Annotated in this window: 13 protein-coding genes; 4 read left to right on the top strand and 9 right to left on the bottom strand. The window is 72.5% G+C overall.

Going from position 1 to position 17,150, the window contains the following annotated elements; translation table 11 throughout:
* Positions 1–65 precede the first annotated feature (65 nt).
* The 3 genes from AB0M28_RS05145 to AB0M28_RS05135 form a co-directional block, all read right to left on the bottom strand.
* The gene (locus AB0M28_RS05145; protein WP_365397953.1) at positions 66–1,280 is read right to left on the bottom strand and encodes a cation:proton antiporter; all 1,215 of its coding nucleotides are present in this window, start codon (positions 1,278–1,280) and stop codon (positions 66–68) included.
* A 43-nt stretch (positions 1,281–1,323) separates the two neighbouring features.
* The gene (locus AB0M28_RS05140; protein WP_365398166.1) at positions 1,324–3,072 is read right to left on the bottom strand and encodes an MFS transporter; all 1,749 of its coding nucleotides are present in this window, start codon (positions 3,070–3,072) and stop codon (positions 1,324–1,326) included.
* 262 nt (positions 3,073–3,334) lie between these two features.
* A complete protein-coding gene (locus tag AB0M28_RS05135) occupies positions 3,335–6,052 on the bottom strand; it encodes a D-alanyl-D-alanine carboxypeptidase (protein WP_365397950.1) in 2,718 nt (905 codons plus the stop codon).
* Positions 6,053–6,251: 199 nt separating this feature from the next.
* Between AB0M28_RS05135 and AB0M28_RS05130 the strand changes: the two genes are divergently transcribed.
* The 3 genes from AB0M28_RS05130 (at position 6,252) to AB0M28_RS05120 (ending at position 8,515) form a co-directional block, all read left to right on the top strand.
* Positions 6,252–7,004: a GPP34 family phosphoprotein gene (locus tag AB0M28_RS05130; RefSeq protein WP_365397947.1), complete on the top strand. Its 753-nt coding sequence runs from the start codon at positions 6,252–6,254 to the stop codon at positions 7,002–7,004.
* Between the two features lie 211 nt (positions 7,005–7,215).
* Positions 7,216–8,073: a helix-turn-helix transcriptional regulator gene (locus AB0M28_RS05125; RefSeq protein WP_365397944.1), complete on the top strand. Its 858-nt coding sequence runs from the start codon at positions 7,216–7,218 to the stop codon at positions 8,071–8,073.
* A 232-nt stretch (positions 8,074–8,305) separates the two neighbouring features.
* Positions 8,306–8,515, top strand: a complete 210-nt coding sequence (locus AB0M28_RS05120) for a DUF397 domain-containing protein (RefSeq protein WP_365397941.1) — start codon at positions 8,306–8,308, stop codon at positions 8,513–8,515.
* 123 nt (positions 8,516–8,638) lie between these two features.
* Here AB0M28_RS05120 and AB0M28_RS05115 read toward each other — a convergent pair whose 3' ends face one another.
* Positions 8,639–9,466, bottom strand: a complete 828-nt coding sequence (locus AB0M28_RS05115; protein WP_365397939.1) for a hypothetical protein — start codon at positions 9,464–9,466, stop codon at positions 8,639–8,641.
* 74 nt (positions 9,467–9,540) lie between these two features.
* Between AB0M28_RS05115 and AB0M28_RS05110 the strand changes: the two genes are divergently transcribed.
* The gene (locus tag AB0M28_RS05110) at positions 9,541–10,323 is read left to right on the top strand and encodes an SDR family oxidoreductase (RefSeq protein ID WP_365397936.1); all 783 of its coding nucleotides are present in this window, start codon (positions 9,541–9,543) and stop codon (positions 10,321–10,323) included.
* A 47-nt stretch (positions 10,324–10,370) separates the two neighbouring features.
* Here AB0M28_RS05110 and AB0M28_RS05105 read toward each other — a convergent pair whose 3' ends face one another.
* From AB0M28_RS05105 to AB0M28_RS05085, 5 genes are all read right to left on the bottom strand, one after another.
* The gene (locus tag AB0M28_RS05105) at positions 10,371–10,634 is read right to left on the bottom strand and encodes a hypothetical protein (protein WP_365397933.1); all 264 of its coding nucleotides are present in this window, start codon (positions 10,632–10,634) and stop codon (positions 10,371–10,373) included.
* A gap of 352 nt (positions 10,635–10,986) precedes the next feature.
* Entirely contained in the window at positions 10,987–12,093 is a 1,107-nt protein-coding gene (locus AB0M28_RS05100) for an ADP-ribosylglycohydrolase family protein (protein WP_365397930.1), read from the bottom strand.
* Between the two features lie 329 nt (positions 12,094–12,422).
* Entirely contained in the window at positions 12,423–14,996 is a 2,574-nt protein-coding gene (locus AB0M28_RS05095) for a bifunctional FO biosynthesis protein CofGH (protein WP_365397927.1), read from the bottom strand.
* 76 nt (positions 14,997–15,072) lie between these two features.
* Complete coding sequence (locus tag AB0M28_RS05090) at positions 15,073–16,296, bottom strand: hypothetical protein (protein ID WP_365397924.1); 1,224 nt, start codon at positions 16,294–16,296, stop codon at positions 15,073–15,075.
* Complete coding sequence (locus tag AB0M28_RS05085; protein ID WP_365397921.1) at positions 16,293–17,150, bottom strand: TIGR03619 family F420-dependent LLM class oxidoreductase; 858 nt, start codon at positions 17,148–17,150, stop codon at positions 16,293–16,295. The genes AB0M28_RS05090 and AB0M28_RS05085 overlap by 4 nt, the downstream gene beginning before the upstream one ends.

Genomic DNA, 17,150 nt, shown 5'->3' with positions numbered 1-17,150 from the left:
CCCGCACCGTCACATACGCCCCGGTGTCACCAGCCCCGGCCCGCCCCGTCACAGACGCCCCGGCATCACCAGGACTCCAGGCTCTCCCCCACCCGCGACGGCCGCGCCGGGCCGCCCTTGCCCGCGCGCAGCCGCAGCCCCGTGAGCGGGAAGACCAGCACGGACACCATCGCGGCGCCGACCATGGCCGCCGCCTCACCGGAGTCGATGCTCTTGTTGTCGAGGCCGATGGTGGTGATGGCCACGACCAGGGGCAGACAGGTCGACCCGTACAGCACGAGCGCCAGCCGGTCGTGCCGCTGCAGGTCACGCGGCGCGAAGAGATACAGCGGCCCGCCCCGGACGACGAGGAACAGCACCAGGAACACGGGCAGCAGCACCAGCGGCCGCCCGCCGTCGAGCAGCGCCGCCAGATCGAACTCGACCCCGGTGACGATGAAGAAGATCGGCACGAGGAACCCGAAGCCCATCGCCTCGATCTTGCCGAGCACCTCCTCGCTGCTGCCCTCCGCGGCCCCGAGCAGCACCAGCCGGGTGATGAGACCGGCGGCGAACGCGCCGAGCAGGGTGTCGAGCCCGAAGGTGTAAGCCAGCGCGAGCATGCAGGCGAGCAGCAGCATCACGAACCGCACCGCGAACTGGCCGCTGCTGTGCAGGGTCTTCTCGACCAGCCCGGCGAACCACGGCCGGCGCGGCCGCAGCGCCCACCACACCGCCCCGGCCGTGATCAGGGCGAAGGCGATCAGCACGGCCGTCGACTTCCCCGGACTGCGCCCGCTGAGCAGCAGCGCCATCGCGATGATCGGCCCGAACTCGCCGACCGCCCCGAAGGCGAGCACGACCGTGCCGAACCGGCCGCGCAGATCACCGGAGTCGCGCAGGATCGGCAGCACGGTGCCGAGCGCCGTACTGGTCAGCGCGGTGCCGATGACGAAGGTCTTGTCGAGGTCCATACCGCTCAGCAGATACGCGATGCCGAGCCCCGCGAGCAGGGAGATCATCCAGGCGCGGATGGACCGGTTGAGGGTGTCGCCGCGCACGGCGGCGAAGTCGATCTCGTAACCCGCGAGGAAGATCAGCATGGTCAGGCCGAGGTCGGAGAGGACGTCGATGAACTCCTCCTGCTGCGCCCAGCCCAGTACGTCGGGGCCGACCAGGATGCCCAGCAGGATCTCGAAGATGACCAGCGGGACCGGGATCCAGCGGCTCACCCCGTACGCGAGGAGAGGCGCCAGGACCGCGATGGCCATGATCAGGATGAGCATCCCGGGGTGCGACATGTGTCGCATCTAAGCAATAACCGGCAAACCAGACAAGCAAGGCTCACTCAGGACAGGGCGTCCCGCGCGGCAGCTGGTACGGCGCGGCGATCCGGTACGTCCCGGCGTGCGGGGCGTGCAGCCGGGTCCAGTCGCCGGCCTCGGTGAGGCAGCCGTTGCGGTTCAGATACGGCGTCCCCTCCTCGCTCCACTCGCCCACCACGCCCTCGTCCGAAGGCAGCTGGGCCTCGGGGTCCGAGGGATCCAGATCCTCGTCGTCCAGCACCTCGGGCGGCTCGACGCCCTCGCCCTCGGCATCGACCAGGCCGAGCCAGGGCGAGTACGGGACACGCACCAGGATGTCGCCCGCCGACTCCACGGTGATCACGAGCTCGCCCTCGTCGGCCCGTTCGGCCGTCGCCGGCGGCGCCACGAGCGGGGTGGGGTCCTCGACGCGGAACAGCCGCCAGTTGGAGTCCGCCCAGATCTCCGTGAGATACGGCTGGCCGTCCGACACCAGCGCGGCCTCCTGCCGGGCGCCGGTGTCCGGGCGGTCCTCGATGGGCAGCACGACGTACCGCACCGACCAGCGCTTGAGCCAGGCGCGGTAGCTGTCGGGGGTGAGCGTGCCGTCGTAGAAGAGGGCGTGCCGGTCGATGTCGGCCTGGCGGTTCCAGCCGCGGGCCAGATTGACGTACGGGACCAGCGCCGACGCCTCGCGGTGGCTGCGCACGGGCACGACCTCGACCCGGCCGCGCTCGGCGTCGACCCGGTTGAGCTGGTGCACCAGCGGGGCGAGTTCGCGCGTCCAGGCGGCGTTCGGGGTGGTCAGCACGATGTCGACGACGGGCTTGGCGATCTGCCAGGACGCGACGCCCACCGCCGCCAGCCACACGGCCGCCAGATAGTACGTGCGGTGCTTGGCCCGCGCGTGCTGGTGGTCCACGGCGGCCAGCAGGACCGTACCGCCGAAGATCAGCGCCAGGCGCTCCACGTTGCTGCCGACCTGCGAGGGGATGATCCAGGTCGCCAGGGTGCCCAGGCCGTAGATCACCGACCCCAGCCGGACGGTCCGCCACTCGGGCGGCGCCAGTACGAAGACGACGACGCTGCACAGGATCGGTATCACCGCGGAGATCGCCGGCATCGGCTGCGTCCCGGCGAACGGGAACAGCCACGCCGACAGCGCCACCACCACGGGCGGCGGCACCGCCAGCGCGTACGCGGGCGCCAGCCGCCGCTGCAGGAACAGCGCGGCGGCGACCACCATCAGGAACAGCCCGGCCACCGGACTGCCGGCCGTGGCAAGGGCCGACAGCAGCGCGATCGCCGTGATCCGCAGGCCGCGCAGCCGGGTGAGCTCGCCGGGCTCGCGGTCGCCGTCCCGCGGCCCCGCGAAGATCACGGCCACCGCGCCGAGCGCGAACATCAGCCCGAGCCCGAACGTCACCCGCCCGGAACCGGCGTTGCAGACCAGCGCGAACGCACCCCACAGCGAGGGCAGCAGCGGCCGGCGCACCGCGCCGCACCGCGTCACGATCAGCGCCAGCAGCCCCGCGGAGACCGTCCCGACCAGGATCATCGTGGACCGCACGCCCAGCACGGCCATCAGATACGGCGAGATCACGCTGTACGAAACGGGATGCATCCCGCCGTACCAGGACAGGTTGTACGCCGAGTCCGGATGCCGGCCCGCGAACTCCGCCCAGGCGTCCTGGGCGGCCAGATCGCCGCCGCTGTTGGCGAAGAGCCACAGCCACAGCAGATGCAGCACCGCGGCCAGCGCCAGCGACGCCGGCACCGGGTGCAGCAGGGCACGCCAGGTCAGCCGCCAGCTCGGCGGGACCGGCGGTTGCCCCCCGGACGGCTCGGCGCCCTCCGCGGGCGGCGGCCCTCCGGAAGGTGTCTGCCGCTCGGGCTGCACGGTGGTCACGGCACTCTCCCCGTTCTGAATCCTTCGTCCCCCGGGCGCGGCTCTGGCGACGCTAACACGTGCGTACGACAGATGAGCCGCGCGCGTCGCCGGGCCTTGGAGCAAGCTCCAAGGCCCGGCGCTCAGCGGGTCGTACGGTCGCTCAGCCGAGCCGCGTGAGCTTGGCGCCCACGCCCGGTTCGACCAGGTCGTCCTGCAGCACCACGGGAACCTTCACCTCGCCCTGGCCACCACCGGTGGTCAGGACGCCGACCTGCTCCCCGGCCTTGGCGGAGTGCGGCACGGCCGTGCCGCCGTCGCCCAGTTCGAGTTCCACGTTCAGCCCGGTCCATCCGACGGCGGTGACGTCCTTCGTCGCCACGACGGGCGTCTGCCCGCCGAGCCCGTCGTCGACGTACCCGACGACCTGGCCCTTCTTCACCACGGTCGCGTCCTGCAGGATCCCGCGGGCCTTCTGCATCAGCGCGTCGCCGGCGTTCAGGGCGCCGACCAGGATCGAGTTGTGCACCGGGTCCGGGGGCTGGCGCAGCACGGCGCCGACGATCAGCTGGGTGGTCCCGCCGACCTTCTTCTCGGCGGCGAAGAGCAGATTGCCGCCGGCCTTGGTCGTGGTGCCGGTCTTGATGCCGACGACGCCGTTCACCGGGACCAGCTGGTTCCAGTTCTGGTGCTTCACGCCGCGGCTGTCGACGTACGACGGCATCGCGACGATCTCCTTGAACAGCGGGTCCTTCATCGCCTCCTTGCCCAGCTTCACCTGGTCCACGGCGGTGGAGACGGTCGAGTCGAGGAGGCCGCTGGGGTCGGTGTACGTCGTGTTGGTCATCCCCAGGTCCTTGGCGGCCTGGTTCATCTTCGCGACGAACTTCTTCTCGCTGCCCGCGTCCCAGCGGGCCACCAGCCGGGCCACGTTGTTCGCGGACGCGAGCATGATCGCCTCCAGCGCCTCGCGCTGGGTGATCTCCGAGCCCGCCACGACGTCGACGGTCGACTCGCTGGCGGTCTCGGCGAGCCCCGCCTCGTCCTCGGCCTTCTGGTCGACGGGGATCGACGCGCCGTCGCCGTCCTTGACGGGGTGCTCCTTGAGCAGCAGATACGCGGTCATCACCTTCGCGACGCTCGCGATCGGCACGGGCTTCTGCTCCCCGTACGTGCCCAGGCTGCCGAGCCCGACGACCTCCACGGCCGCCTGGCCGGAGTCCGGCCACGGCATCTTCGGGGTCTCGCCCTTGAAGGTGAACGGCGTGCTCGCGGTCAGCGTCAGCGCGGGCGCGGGCAGCGGGCGCACCATCTGCACGACGCCGAGGACGACGGCCAGCAGGACGACCAGCGGGGTCCAGATCTTGATCCGCCGCGCGACGGTGCGCAGGGCGGTGTCCGGGGGCGGCGGGGTGTTCGTGAGCTCGGCGAGCAGGTCGATCGGGCTGGCGTACGGGGGCAGGGGCTGCTGCCTCGTGCGCTCGCTCTCCGAGGGGTGACCGGTCGGCGCTGGTCGCGTCGCGCTGCCGGGGGCTGCGCCCCCGGACCCCGCATCGGCGCTTCGCGCCTCTGGCCTCAAACGCCGGCCGGGCTGGTATTGCGGCTCGGCGGGCAGCGGCGTCACGGGCTTCGCCCGGCCGGGCCAGGAGGGCTGCGGCTCCTGCTTCTCGGGCTCTGGCTCGGGCTTTGCGGGCGTGGGCTCGGGCTTTGCGGGCTCGGGCTCCGGACGGGCAGGCGTGGGCTCCGGCTCGGCCTTCGGCAGGCGGATCGCCGTCGTCGGCTGGTCGACCGGGGGCGCGGGCTTCTCGTCCGCTACGGGGGTGGGCTCGGCGTCCGCCGGTTCGGCGTCGGTCGGCTGGGCGTCCTCCGGCTCCGCATCCGTCGGCTCGGCGTCGGTCGCCTCGGCGTCAGTCGGCTCGGCGTCCGTCGTGGGGACGGCGTCGGTGGGCTCGTCCTCGACGAGCTCGTCGGCGACGGGCGCGGCGCTCGGCTCGGCCTCGGTCGGCTCGGCGGGCTCTTCCGCGGCAGCCTCGGGCTCCTCGTCGGCCTCCGGCTCCTCGGCGGCTGCCTCGGGCTCGTCGGCGGTCTCGGCCGACTCAGCGGCGTCCGCCTCGGCAGGCTCGGCGGGTTCGGCAGGCTCGGCGGGCTCCTCCGCGGCAGCCTCGGGCTCGCCGTCGGCCTCCGGCTCCTCGGCGGCTGCCTCGGGCTCGTCGGCGGTCTCGGCCGACTCAGCGGCGTCCGCCTCGGCAGGCTCGGCGGGTTCGGCAGGCTCCTCCGCGGCAGCCTCGGGCTCGCCGTCGGCCTCCGGCTCCTCGGCGGCTGCCTCGGGCTCGTCGGCGGTCTCGGCCGACTCAGCGGCGTCCGCCTCGGCGGGTTCGGCGGGCTCCACCGCGGCAGCCTCGGGCTCGCCGTCGGCCTCCGGGTCCTCCGTCTCGGCGTCGTCCTCCTCCGTCGCCTTGGCGACCCAGGCCGCCACGGCGGCGCGGAGGCGCTCGTTCTCCGCTTCCGGCTTGACCCGCAGGGACGTCGTACGGTCCGACTCGGACGGGCGCTCCTCCGGCGCGGGCTCGTCCGCCGCCTCCGCCGCGGGCTCAGGTTCGTCGACCGCCGCGTCCGCCGCGGGCTCCTCGTCGCCCTGCGGCGCCTCGTCCCGGGCCGCCGGGACCGCCGACGCAACCGAATCGTCCTCGGGCGCGTCCTCCTCCACGGCGTCCGCCATGTCCTCCCCGGACGGCGCCGCAGGCTGACCGGGCTCCTCGGTCACGGACAGCGCGAGGCGCGGGTCGACGGAATCGCGTTCCGTCACCCGTTCCTCGGTAGTCGTCGTCGCCGCCCCCGACGACTCGAGCTGCTCGGACCTGCCGGGGGACTCGCCCGCCACCGATTCCTCCTTCGAACGCCGCGCCGGCCCCGCTGAGCGGGATGCCCCACGATACGGGTCGCCGGCCGATCGCCAACCGCGATTCATCGCTATGACGAGAACGACATACCTGCTGGTTCCCGTACAAAGCGCACACGCACTCTCGACAGATGAATGTGAGAGGGGTCACCCTGTCGTACATCCACGCGGGGAGGCATGGATGGGCAGGAGCCGCAGAACGATTCCGGAGGAGCTTCTGCTGCTCGCTTTGGACCCGACCACGGGTACCACGGCGCAGCCGCAGTCGCTTGACCTTGGCCTGGCCGGAGCGCAGCTCGTCGAGCTGGCGCTGGCCGGACGGATAGCCCCTGACGGGGATCGTATCGCCGTGGTGCTTCCACGGCCGACAGGAGATCCGACCCTGGATCACGCGCTGGAACTGCTGCGCCGACGCGGTAGTCCCGTACGCGCCGTGAACTGGATCGGCGGGCCCCGGCTGGGGCTGCGCCAGACCTATCTCACGCATCTGGAGCGCTGCGGCATGGTGCATGCCGTCACGGGCCAGATGTGCGGGGTGCTGCCGACGACTCGCTACCAGGCGACCGATTCGGCGGTCAGCCGGGAGATCAGGGCCCGGCTGGACAGCGCGATCCGCACCGGTGTGCCACCGGACCCGCGGACCGCGGCGCTGGCCGCGCTCGCCCACGCGATCGGGCTCGGCAAGCACCTCTATCCCGGCAACGAGGGGCGCTCCTCGCGCTCCCGGCTCCGGGATCTGATCCGGCACGACCCGATGGGCGGGCTGGTGGCCCATGCCGTGATGGACGTACAGAACGGTGTCGCCGCGCAGCCGCGCCGCAGTCCGGCCGGCGGGCGCAAACCCGCGGGCATGCGGTCCGCGGTGGCGGAGCCCACCGGAATGCCGGCGCAGGCGCGGCGTGCGGGCCTGGCCCGTACGGCGATGGCGCGCTGAGCGCGCTCGGCAGCGCCGCAGGCGGTGTGAGGCAAGCCGGGAGCCGCTGAGGGGCGGATCAGGACCGATCCGGACCCTCATGTGCCCTGTCCAGTCAAGTCCTTTGGCTGGACAGGGCACTTTTTGCCGTTAAGAGCAGCGCCGACACGCGCAGTAGTGGCACCCTGCTTGGCAGTAGTCGGTCATTTTGCGGCCCGGAGGTGCAACTCCCTTGGCGTCCAACGTCAATCCCACGGTCAGACGACGTCGTCTGGGAATGGAGCTACGCAGGCTCCGCGAACTGAAGGGCATGACCGCGGAGGAGGTGGCGGACCGGCTGCTGGTCTCCCAGTCGAAGATCTCCCGGCTCGAGAACGGCCGCCGCAGCATCAGCCAGCGCGACGTGCGCGATCTGTGCAACGTCTACGACGTCGAGGACCACCGGGTCGTCGACTCCCTGATGCAGATGGCCAAGGACTCCCGGCAGCAGGGCTGGTGGCACGCCTTCGGCGACATGCCGTACAGCGTCTACATCGGCCTGGAGACGGACGCCTCCTCGCTGCGCGTGTACGAGTCGCTGATCATCCCCGGCCTGCTGCAGACGCGGGACTACGCGGAGGCCGTGATCCGCGGCGCGCTGCCGGAGGTGACGCAGCCGGACATGGAGAAGCGGGTGGAGGTCCGGATGCGCCGCCAGGAGCGGATAAGGGAGGCGGAGAACCCGCTGCGGCTGTGGGTGGTGATGGACGAGTCGGCGCTGCGCCGCGAGGTGGGCAGCAAGGCGGTCATGCGCGAGCAGCTCGACCATCTGGTGGACCTCTCCCAGCGCCCCCACATCACCATCCAGGTGATCAAGTTCTCGATGGGCGCGCACCCCGGCGTCACCGGCCAGTACGCCATTCTGGAGTTCCCGGACGCCGCGGACTCGAGCGTGGTCTATCTCGAGGGCGTGACGAGCGACCTTTATCTGGAGAAGGCCAACGACGTACAGAACTACAGCATGATGTACGAACATTTGCGGGCACAGGCGCTCAGTGCCAACGAAACCCGGAAATTCATCATTGACACCGCGAAGAGTTACGCCAGCTGAGCGGGGCGTAATCCCAGGGAATGGGCACATGCCACAGGGGTAGGCGATGAGGTGGCACAGTACACCCCCGCCTGCCCACGGCGGAAGAGGCGGCTGGAATATGCCATCCAGTCGAGTGAAAGTCAGCTTTGGGCCGTGATGTTGGGCGGTAGCGTCGGAAGCGCGCTGAAGAACACATCAGCGCAAGATCCACCGACACACAGTTTCTCAACAGGCAACGACCGGAGCAAACATGAGTATCCAGCAAGGGGACACCCGGGAGTGGGTCAAGTCGTCCTACTCCGCCGGCAATGGAGCATGCGTCGAGGTCAAGTCGCCGCTCACGAGCCTCGTCTCGGTCCGTGACTCCAAGGACCCGGACGGTCCGGCCCTCGACTTCGGGCCGGAGTCGTGGGCCGCCTTCGTCACCGCGGTGAACGGCGGCGAGTTCGGCACCGTCTGATCCGTCCGGCAGCACCCGGCACGACTGATCCTGGCACCATCGTTCATGGCACCACTGAAGAGCCCTCTCGTCTGGTTCGCCGTCCTGGCCGAGGGGGCTCGGCCATGTCCGCACACGGAACGCTCAACGCAGCTCGTCCACATACCGGTCGGTGCCCGGCACCGTCGGGATGAAGGGCGCCACCAGCTCCGTCCGGCCCAGGCCCGCCGCGTCGACGTACTCGCCCAGCCCCGCGTAGTGCTCCTCCCACACCTCGCGCGGGTCCGCCTGCAGGAACCACAGCAGGGTCAGCCGGGTGTCGACGCCCTCGACCTGCTTGACGTACGACATCCGGTCCCCCGGCAGCGGGGTCGGGCGGAAGACCGTCACCATCGCCGCGGGCGAGCCCGCGAGCCGGCGGGGCAGCAGCCTGGCGCGCAGCCGTTCCAGCAGTTCGGCGCGCTGCTCGGGGCTCTCGGAGTCCACGACGTGCACGATGAGCCCCTGGTACGGGTGGTCCAGCGCGTGGAAGTCGCGCGGCCCGGCCGCGCCGTCGCGGTAGACCGTGGCCTCGTGGTCCTGGAACGCCGTGAAGACGTGCGTGCGTTCGTTGTAGACGCGGGCGTCGCGGTTGAGCCGCTTGTTGATGCCGACCGTCCAGCGCATGTGCTCGGCGTAGCGGCCCTCGGTGATCCAGTAGACGGAGAGGTAGCAGCCGGCGGTGACCGGCTGGGCGATCGCGGACTTCTCCGGAAAGCGCAGCAGCTGCAGTTCACGGGTGGCCACCCAGCGCCGTCCCGCGTAGATCCACGGCATGGCCATCGCGCCGGCGATGAAGTGGTCGTCCTCGTACCAGCGGTTGTACGCGTACTCATGGCCCTCGTGCGGCTCGACCATCGTGATCAGGGCGTGGCCGGGCCTGACCCCGTACGGTCCGGTGGCGGCGAGTTCGGCATAGGTTTCGGCACTCATGGCTCTTCCTCCTTCGGCTGCCCGCCCCTACTCTGACGGACCGTCAGATAGTTGGCCAGAGGTGGGAGACGCGGATGCTGCTGGAGGGGAAGACCGTCGTGGTGTCCGGCGTCGGCGCGGGGCTCGGCCACCAGGTGGCCGCCGCGTGTGTACGCGACGGGGCGCGGGTCGTGCTGGGCGCGCGGACCGCGGAGCGGCTGGCCAAGTCGGCGGCGGAGATCGACCCGGCCGGGTCGGCTACGGCCTGGCAGGCCACGGACATCGCGTCCGAGGAGCAGTGCGCGGCACTCGCCGCGCTCGCCGTCGAACGCTTCGGCGGCATCGACGCGGTCGTCAACGTGGCGGCCCTGGACACGCACTTCGGCGGTCTGGAGGACGCGGACTTCGCCCAGTGGTCGAACGTCCTCGACGTCAATCTGCTCGGCACGCTGCGGATGACGCGCGCGTGCCTCCCCGCGCTCAAGGCGCGGGGAGGCTCGGTGGTGCTGATCGGCACGCAGTCGTCGGTCGCCGCGCCCTCGCAGGTACGGCAGGCCGCGTACGCGGCGTCCAAGGGCGCCCTGGTCTCGGCGATGTACTCGCTGGCCCGCGAGCTGGGCCCGTACCGGATCCGGGTCAACACGGTGCAGCCCGGCTGGATGTGGGGGCCGCCGGTGCAGTCGTACGTCGCGATGGCGGCGCAGGGGCAGGGGGTGCCGGAGTCCGACGTCCTGGCCCGGCTCACCCGCCGCATGGCACTCCCGGACCTGGCGACGGACGGCGACGTGGCGGACGCGGCGGTGTTCCTCGCCTCCGACCGCGCCCGTTCGATCACGGGCCAGTCGCTGCTGGTGAACGCGGGCGAACTGATGCGGTGAGGCCCTCGCTTGCCGTGCTCGGGCCTCATCTCTGCCGTGCTGCCCGCTCAGCCCATGGGCAGCAGGCCGGAGAGGTTGACGGCCGCGGGCTGCGGTGAGCCCAGGCTGCCGATGCCCGGCGGCTGCAGGTTGGGCACGGGCAGCCCCGCGATGTCGGCGACGGGCGCGGGCGGCACGTCCGGGACGCTCGCGGTCCCGGCACCCTCCCCGGGCTCCCCGTGATCGGCGTACGCCGCCCCGGCCCCACCGAGGACGGCCACGAACGCGACGGGGGCGGCGCCCCAGGTCATCAACTTGCTCCTGTAATCCATGCGCCCACGGTGCGGCGCCCCACACCGGAACACCGCACAGGCACGCACCCGTTCACACGGATGGCGGCGCCGATTCACCTCGGGGCGGTGGGCCGGGGGCGGGGGGTTGCCACGGGGGCACGGGGCTCCGGGGCGGGGGCTCCGGGGCGGGGGGTTCCAGGGCGGGGTAGCTCCGGAGCGGTGGGGTTCCGGGGCGGTGGGGGTTCCGGGGCGCGGGGTGCGCGGCATTGGCATGCCAGTGACCTGGCACCGGGGCGAGCGGCAATCCCAGCCCGGCCGGCGTTTGAGGCCGAGCGCCGTCCAGGCGCGAACGGGGGTCCGGGGGCGGAGCCCCCGGCAGTACAAGGCGACCTCAGTCGCGGGGGTACCGCGCGAGCCACGCCGGCGCCCCGTGCTCCGCAGTATGGAGCACGGCCCCGTGCGTCATCTCCAACGCGAAGTCATCCGCGAGCTGCAGCACCGTACCCCGCCCCTCCAACTCCACGAGCCACGCCGGCGGCAGCGCCGTCTCCCCGTGCAGCGCACCGAGGAGGTTCCCGCAGACCGACCCCGTCGAGTCCGAGTCACCGCCGTGGTTCACGGCGAGCAGCAGCCCGTGCGTGACGTCCTCCGCGACGAGCGCGCAGTACAGCCCCATCGCCAGGGCCTCCTCCGCCACCCACCCCTCGCCCAGCTCCGCGACCCGCTCCGCGCTCGGCACCCCCACCCGTACCTGGGTGAGCGCCCGCTGCAGCGCCTGCGTCGTCTCCTCGTGGCCCGGCCGCCCCGCGAGCAGCTGCAGCGCACGCTGCGTCGCCGCGGGCAGGCCCTCACCGCGTACGACCCCGTGCACGATCACCGCGAGCGCGGCGGCCGACAGATAGCCCGTGGGATGCCCGTGCGTCTGCGCGCCGCACTCCGCCGCCAGCTGGAACACCAGCTGCGGCTCCCAGCCCACCAGCAGCCCGAACGGCGCCGAGCGCATCACCGCGCCGCAGCCCTTCGAGTCCGGGTTCTTCGGCTCCGCCAGGGTGCCCATGCGGTCGTCGGAGAGACCGGAGAGGCACGCGTTGCCGGGGGCGCGCTGGGCGTACAGCCACTCCTCGCGGGCCAGCCAGCCGGCGTCGGGCTTGCGCTCGTCGGGGCCCCAGTCGTGCTGCGTCGCGTACCAGCGGCGGTACGCGGCGTGGATGTCCGTGGGTGGGTGCCATGCGCCCAGGTCTCTTCTGACCTGGGCTCTTATCAGGCCGTCTACCGTGAAGAGGGTCATCTGGGTGTCGTCCGTGACGGCGCCTCGCCGGCCGTAGGCCGGCACGTAGTCGGTGACGCCCTGGGGTCCGTGCTTCTCGCGGATCGCGTCCAGTGAGTCGAACTCGATGCCGGCGCCCAGGGCGTCGCCTATCGCCCCGCCCAGCAGGCAGCCCCTGACGCGGCTGCGGTAGTCCTGCTGTTCTGTGCGCCCCCACGCGGTGTTGGTCATGGGCGCACGATAACGCCTCCGGCTGGGGTGACGGATTGCGGTCGGTCGCCTACCGCTGCCGGGGGCTCCGCCCCCGGGCCCCCGTTTCGCGCCTGGACGGCGCTCGGCCTCAAGCGCCGGCCGGGCTGGTTTGGGTCCTTCGCCCTGATGCCTGGGCGCCGGCGTATCGGCGCTGCGCGCCTCAGCCTCAAACGCCGGCCGGGCTTCATGTCGCCTTTCGCCGGCTGACGCGCATCCGGCCTTCGGCCGGAGTCCTCAAACGCCGGACGGGCTGGGATTGCCGCTCGCCCCGATGCCACGACCCGTGCGGATCAACGCTTCCCGCGCGGTCACCCCTCCACCACCGGTAGCAGTTCCGGGAGGTGGCCGTCGTGGTGGCGGGCTGTTGTCACGCGGTCTGGGGGGACCTCGCCGTACAGCGTCGTGCGGGGGCGGGACGGGCGGCCCGCGGACGACGCGATCGACTCGAGGTCGCGGACCGAGCGGTATGAGCCGTACGACGAACCCGCCATCCGCGAGATCGTCTCCTCCATGAGCGTGCCGCCGAGGTCGTTCGCCCCGGAGCGGAGCATCTCCGCCGCGCCCTCCGCGCCCAGTTTCACCCAGCTTGTCTGGATGTTGGTGATGTGCGGGTGCAGCAGCAGACGGGCCATCGCCGTCACCGCGCGGTTGTCGCGGAGGGTGGGGCCCGGGCGGGCGATGCCCGCGAGGTACACCGGGGCGTTCGTGTGGATGAACGGGAGCGTGACGAACTCCGTGAAGCCGCCCGTCTCCTGCTGGAGGGAGGCGAGCAGGCGGAGGTGGCCGAGCCAGTGGCGGGGCTGGTCGACGTGGCCGTACATCATCGTGGAGGAGGAGCGGAGGCCCAGGGAGTGGGCCGTCGTGACGACCTCGATCCAGGTCGCGGTCGGGAGTTTGCCCTTCGTGAGGATCCAGCGGACCTCGTCGTCGAGGATCTCGGCCGCCGTGCCGGGGATGGAGTCCAGCCCCGCCTCCTTGGCGGCGGTCAGCCAGTCGCGGATGGACATGCCCGTGCGGGAGGCGCCGTTGACGACCTCCATCGGGGAGAAGGCGTGGACGTGGATGCCGGGGACGCGCTCCTTCACGGCGCGGGCGATGTCGAAGTACGCCGTGCCGGGGAGGTCCGGGTGGATGCCGCCCTGCATGCAGACCTCGACGGCGCCGACGTCCCACGCCTGCTCGGCGCGGTCGGCGACCTGCGAGAGGGAGAGCGTGTACGCGTCCGCGTCCGTGCGGCGCTGTGCGAACGCGCAGAAACGGCAGCCCGTGTAGCAGACGTTGGTGAAGTTGATGTTCCGGGTGACGACGTACGTGACGTCGTCACCGACCACGTCCCGGCGGAGGGTGTCCGCGATGCCGCACAGGGCGTCGAGGGCGTCCCCGTCCGCGTGGAGCAGGGCCAGCGCCTGGGCGTCCGTGAGGCGGGTCGGGTCGTCCGCCGCCTGCGACAGCGCCGAGCGGACGTCCGCGTCCAGCCGGGACGGTGCCATGCCGGGCGCCGCCGCCTCGCGCAGCGCGTCCCAGTCGCCGTACACCGCGTCGAAGTCGTCGCGGCGGTCCTTCGTGCGGCCCTCGGTGTCGATCGTGCGGTGCAGGTCGGTACGACCCGCTGATGCGAAGCCGCCGTCGGGCTCCTGCCAGGGCAGGCCGCGTACCGGGGCGTCCGCGAGGGCGAGGCCCGTCGCCGGGTCGGCCAGCGCCGTGACGTGCGGGAGCAGCCGCGGGTCCAGCCAGGGTTCGCCGCGCTGGACGAACTCCGGGTAGACGCAGAGGCGTTCGCGCAGCTCGAAGCCGGACTCCGCCGAGCGGGCGGCGAGTTCGTCGATCTGCGGCCAGGGGCGCTCCGGGTTGACGTGGTCGATGGTGAGGGGGGATACCCCGCCCCAGTCGTCGATGCCGGCCGCGATCAGGCGGGCGTACTCCGCGTCGACCAGGTTCGGCGGGGCCTGGATGCAGCCCGCCGGGCCCATGATGTGGCGGGCCACCGCGACCGTGGCGACCAGGTCGTCCAGCTCCGCGTCCGGCATGCCGCGCATCGCCGTGTCCGGCTTGGCGCGGAAGTTCTGGATGATCAGCTCCTGGATGCCGTGGTACGCACGGGAGACGCGGCGCAGCGCGAAGAGGGAGTCGGCGCGCTCCTCGTGCGTCTCGCCGATGCCGATGAGCAGGCCGGAGGTGAAGGGGACGGAGGAGCGTCCCGCGTCCTCGAGGACCCGCAGCCGGACGGCCGGTTCCTTGTCGGGCGAGCCGAAGTGCGGGCCGCCCGGCTCGCTCCACAGGCGCTCGGCGGTGGTCTCCAGCATCATGCCCATCGACGGGGCGACCGGCTTCAGCCGCTGGAAGTCCTGCCAGGTCAGCACGCCCGGGTTGAGGTGGGGCAGCAGGCCCGTCTCCTCCAGGACGCGGATCGAGACGGCCCGGACGTACGCGATGGTGTCGTCGTAACCGTGCGCCTCCAGCCACTCGCGGGCCTCCGGCCAGCGGTCCTCGGGTTTGTCGCCTAGGGTGATGAGGGCTTCCTTGCAGCCGAGTTCCGCACCGCGGCGGGCCACGTCGAGCACCTCGTCCGGCGACATGAACATCCCGTGCCCGGCGCGGCGGAGCTTGCCCGGGACGGTGACGAACGTGCAGTAGTGGCACTTGTCGCGGCACAGCCGGGTGAGCGGGATGAAGACGCTCTTGGAGTACGTGATGACTCCCGGCCGCCCCGCGGCCTCCAGCCCCGCGTCCCGGACCCGGGCCGCGGAGGCGCACAGGTCGGTGAGGTCGTCCCCGCGGGCCTGGAGCAGCACGGCGGCCTCGGTGACGTCCAGGGCGACCCCGTCGCGGGCGCGCTTCAGGGCGCGGCGCATGGCGTTGGCGGTGGGCGGTGTCGGCGTCATTGTCCGAGGATACGTTCGGCGCGGTCGCGGTCACGCACAAGGAAGGACATGGCTGTTCAGGGATGCCGTCCGCGGTTCAGGGCGCGTCGTACCGCACGACCACCGCCTGCGCGCTCTCGCCCGTGCTGAGCCTGCCCGCGCCGAGCACCGTGCGCGTCCCCGGGAGCGGGGTGGGGAGGTACACCTGCAGTCGGGTGGGGCCGGTCGGCGATCCGGCCCAGCCGCCGGTGCCCGCGGGTGCGCCGATGCCGCGGAACGTGCCGTCGGCCCGGCGTCGCAGCCAGCCCCCGTGCACCTGCCCGCCCGCGCCGTCCGGGACGGGGAGGGGGAGCGCGCCGCTCACGTCCGGCGAACGGGGGAGGCTGGGGGCGGGGACGAAGCGGGCGCCGTCCCAGCGCAGCCGGAAATACTCGTCCTGCGGGCCGCCGTGCTCCTCGTCCTCGTGGTGGCGGGTGTGGGTTCCGGACGCCCAGACCTCCCCGGGCCCGAGGGCGCGGATCGCGGTGAGTACGGCGGTCTCCTCCCGCAGGACGCTGTCGTCGTCGAAGCGGTACGTCGGTGTCCCCACCGTCCGCCAGGTGCGGCCGTCACCGTGCAGCACGGCCGGCTGTTCGGGGCCCGACCACGTGATCTGGGTACCGGCGACCCAGATGTCGTCCGCTGTCCGCGCGTCGACGGCCAGGGCCCGGACGACGGTGGTGCCCTGCGCCAGATGCCGCCCGGGCAGGTCGGTCTTCCGCCACCGTCGCCCGTCCCAGTGCCGCAGGATGCCGCGTTCGTCGGCCGCCCACGTCTGGCCGGGGCCGGCGGTGGCAAGGGAGAGGACGCCGAAGTCCACGGGCACGGTGTGCCAGCGCCCGCCGTGCCGGCGCAGTACGGGCCGGGGCTTGTCGACCGGCTGTTCCAGCCAGGGGACGGGCTGGGCGACGGCGTACAGCCAGACGTCGTCCGGGCCGGACGCCGCCAGCCGGAGCATGGCGGCGTCGTCGTAGCGTCCCGGCAGCGGCTCCCGGCGCCAGCGGCCCGCGGAGAGGTGCAGCAGACCCGAGGGGTGCTCGGGGCGGGCGAGGACGACGCCCCACGCCTCGTCGGCGGAGACGCCGACGAGGTCCGACAGGTACGACGGCCGCCGCGGGTCGGTGTAGTCGGTCCGCCAGGCGCCGTCGAGTCCACCGGGCGGATCGGGCGGGCCCGGCGTCTCCCCGCCGATCCGCCGGCAGCCCGCCGCCAGGGGCGCGAAGGGCAGCAGCAGCGCGGACCGGCGGGGAAGCGCGGGAGCCGGACGCCGGGTCCGTGTCACAGGAACTCCGCGTACGCGTCCAGCGTCCGCAGCACCTCTCCGTGGCCCGCCGACGGCAGCTGGACGACGACCTCCTCGACGCCGAGGTCCGCGAAGTGCGCGAGCTTGCCGGCGGTCGGCCTCGTCGCGTACGGGACGACGAGCAGGTCCTTCGGGTCCCGGCCCGCGTCCTCCCAGACCCGGCGCAGGACCGGCAGGGACTCGGTGAGGCCGCGTCCGCCGATGGGCAGCCACCCGTCGGCGTACTCGGCGATGTGCGCGAAGAGCTTCGGGCCCGCCGCTCCCCCGATCAGGGTGCGCGGGCCGTACAGCGGACCCTCCGGCAGCTCCCGCGGCGCCTGCACGGGCTTCGGGTGCGCCTCGCTGGCGCGGACCGCGCCGAACGGGCCGTCGTACGCCGTGGGTTCGGGAGCCCACAGCGCCCGCATCAGGCGCATCCGGTCCCGGCCGAGCTCCCGCCGCGAGGACCAGTCGACGCCGTGGTCGGCGGCCTCCTCCACGTTCCAGCCGAAGCCGATGCCGAAGGTGAGCCGGCCGCCGGAGAGGAAGTCCAGCGACGCCACCTGCTTGGCCAGCACCACCGGGTCGTGCTGGGCGATGAGCGTGATGCCGGTGCCGAGGCGCAGGGTGTCGGTGACGGCCGCCGCCTGGGCCAGCGCGGTGAGGGCGTCGAGCGTGCGCCCGTACTCGCGCGGCAGCGGCTCGCCCATCGGCGCGGGGGTGTCGCGGCTGACGGGGATGTGGGTGTGCTCGGGGACGTACAGGGACGCGTATCCGCGCTGCTCCAGCTCCTGGGCGAGGGGGACGGGGCGGATCGTCTCGTCGGTGAGGAAGATGGTCACGCCGATCCGCAT

Origin of the sequence: Streptomyces sp. NPDC051940 (assembly GCF_040680895.1) — a bacterium.
Lineage (GTDB): Bacteria > Actinomycetota > Actinomycetes > Streptomycetales > Streptomycetaceae > Streptomyces.
The sequence above is the reverse complement of the archived record's forward strand: the minus strand, read 5'-3'. Positions and strand labels throughout refer to the sequence as shown.

Excerpts from the sequence above, each read along its gene's own strand:
- AB0M28_RS05145 (WP_365397953.1), bottom strand. The coding sequence starts at position 1,280 with ATGTCGCACCCCGGGATGCTCATCCTGATCATGGCCATCGCGGTCCTG.
- AB0M28_RS05130 (WP_365397947.1), top strand. The coding sequence starts at position 6,252 with ATGGGCAGGAGCCGCAGAACGATTCCGGAGGAGCTTCTGCTGCTCGCT.
- AB0M28_RS05120 (WP_365397941.1), top strand. The coding sequence starts at position 8,306 with ATGAGTATCCAGCAAGGGGACACCCGGGAGTGGGTCAAGTCGTCCTAC.
- AB0M28_RS05115 (WP_365397939.1), bottom strand. The coding sequence starts at position 9,466 with ATGAGTGCCGAAACCTATGCCGAACTCGCCGCCACCGGACCGTACGGG.
- AB0M28_RS05110 (WP_365397936.1), top strand. The coding sequence starts at position 9,541 with ATGCTGCTGGAGGGGAAGACCGTCGTGGTGTCCGGCGTCGGCGCGGGG.
- AB0M28_RS05105 (WP_365397933.1), bottom strand. The coding sequence starts at position 10,634 with ATGGATTACAGGAGCAAGTTGATGACCTGGGGCGCCGCCCCCGTCGCG.
- AB0M28_RS05100 (WP_365397930.1), bottom strand. The coding sequence starts at position 12,093 with ATGACCAACACCGCGTGGGGGCGCACAGAACAGCAGGACTACCGCAGC.
- AB0M28_RS05095 (WP_365397927.1), bottom strand. The coding sequence starts at position 14,996 with ATGACGCCGACACCGCCCACCGCCAACGCCATGCGCCGCGCCCTGAAG.
- AB0M28_RS05085 (WP_365397921.1), bottom strand. The coding sequence starts at position 17,150 with ATGCGGATCGGCGTGACCATCTTCCTCACCGACGAGACGATCCGCCCC.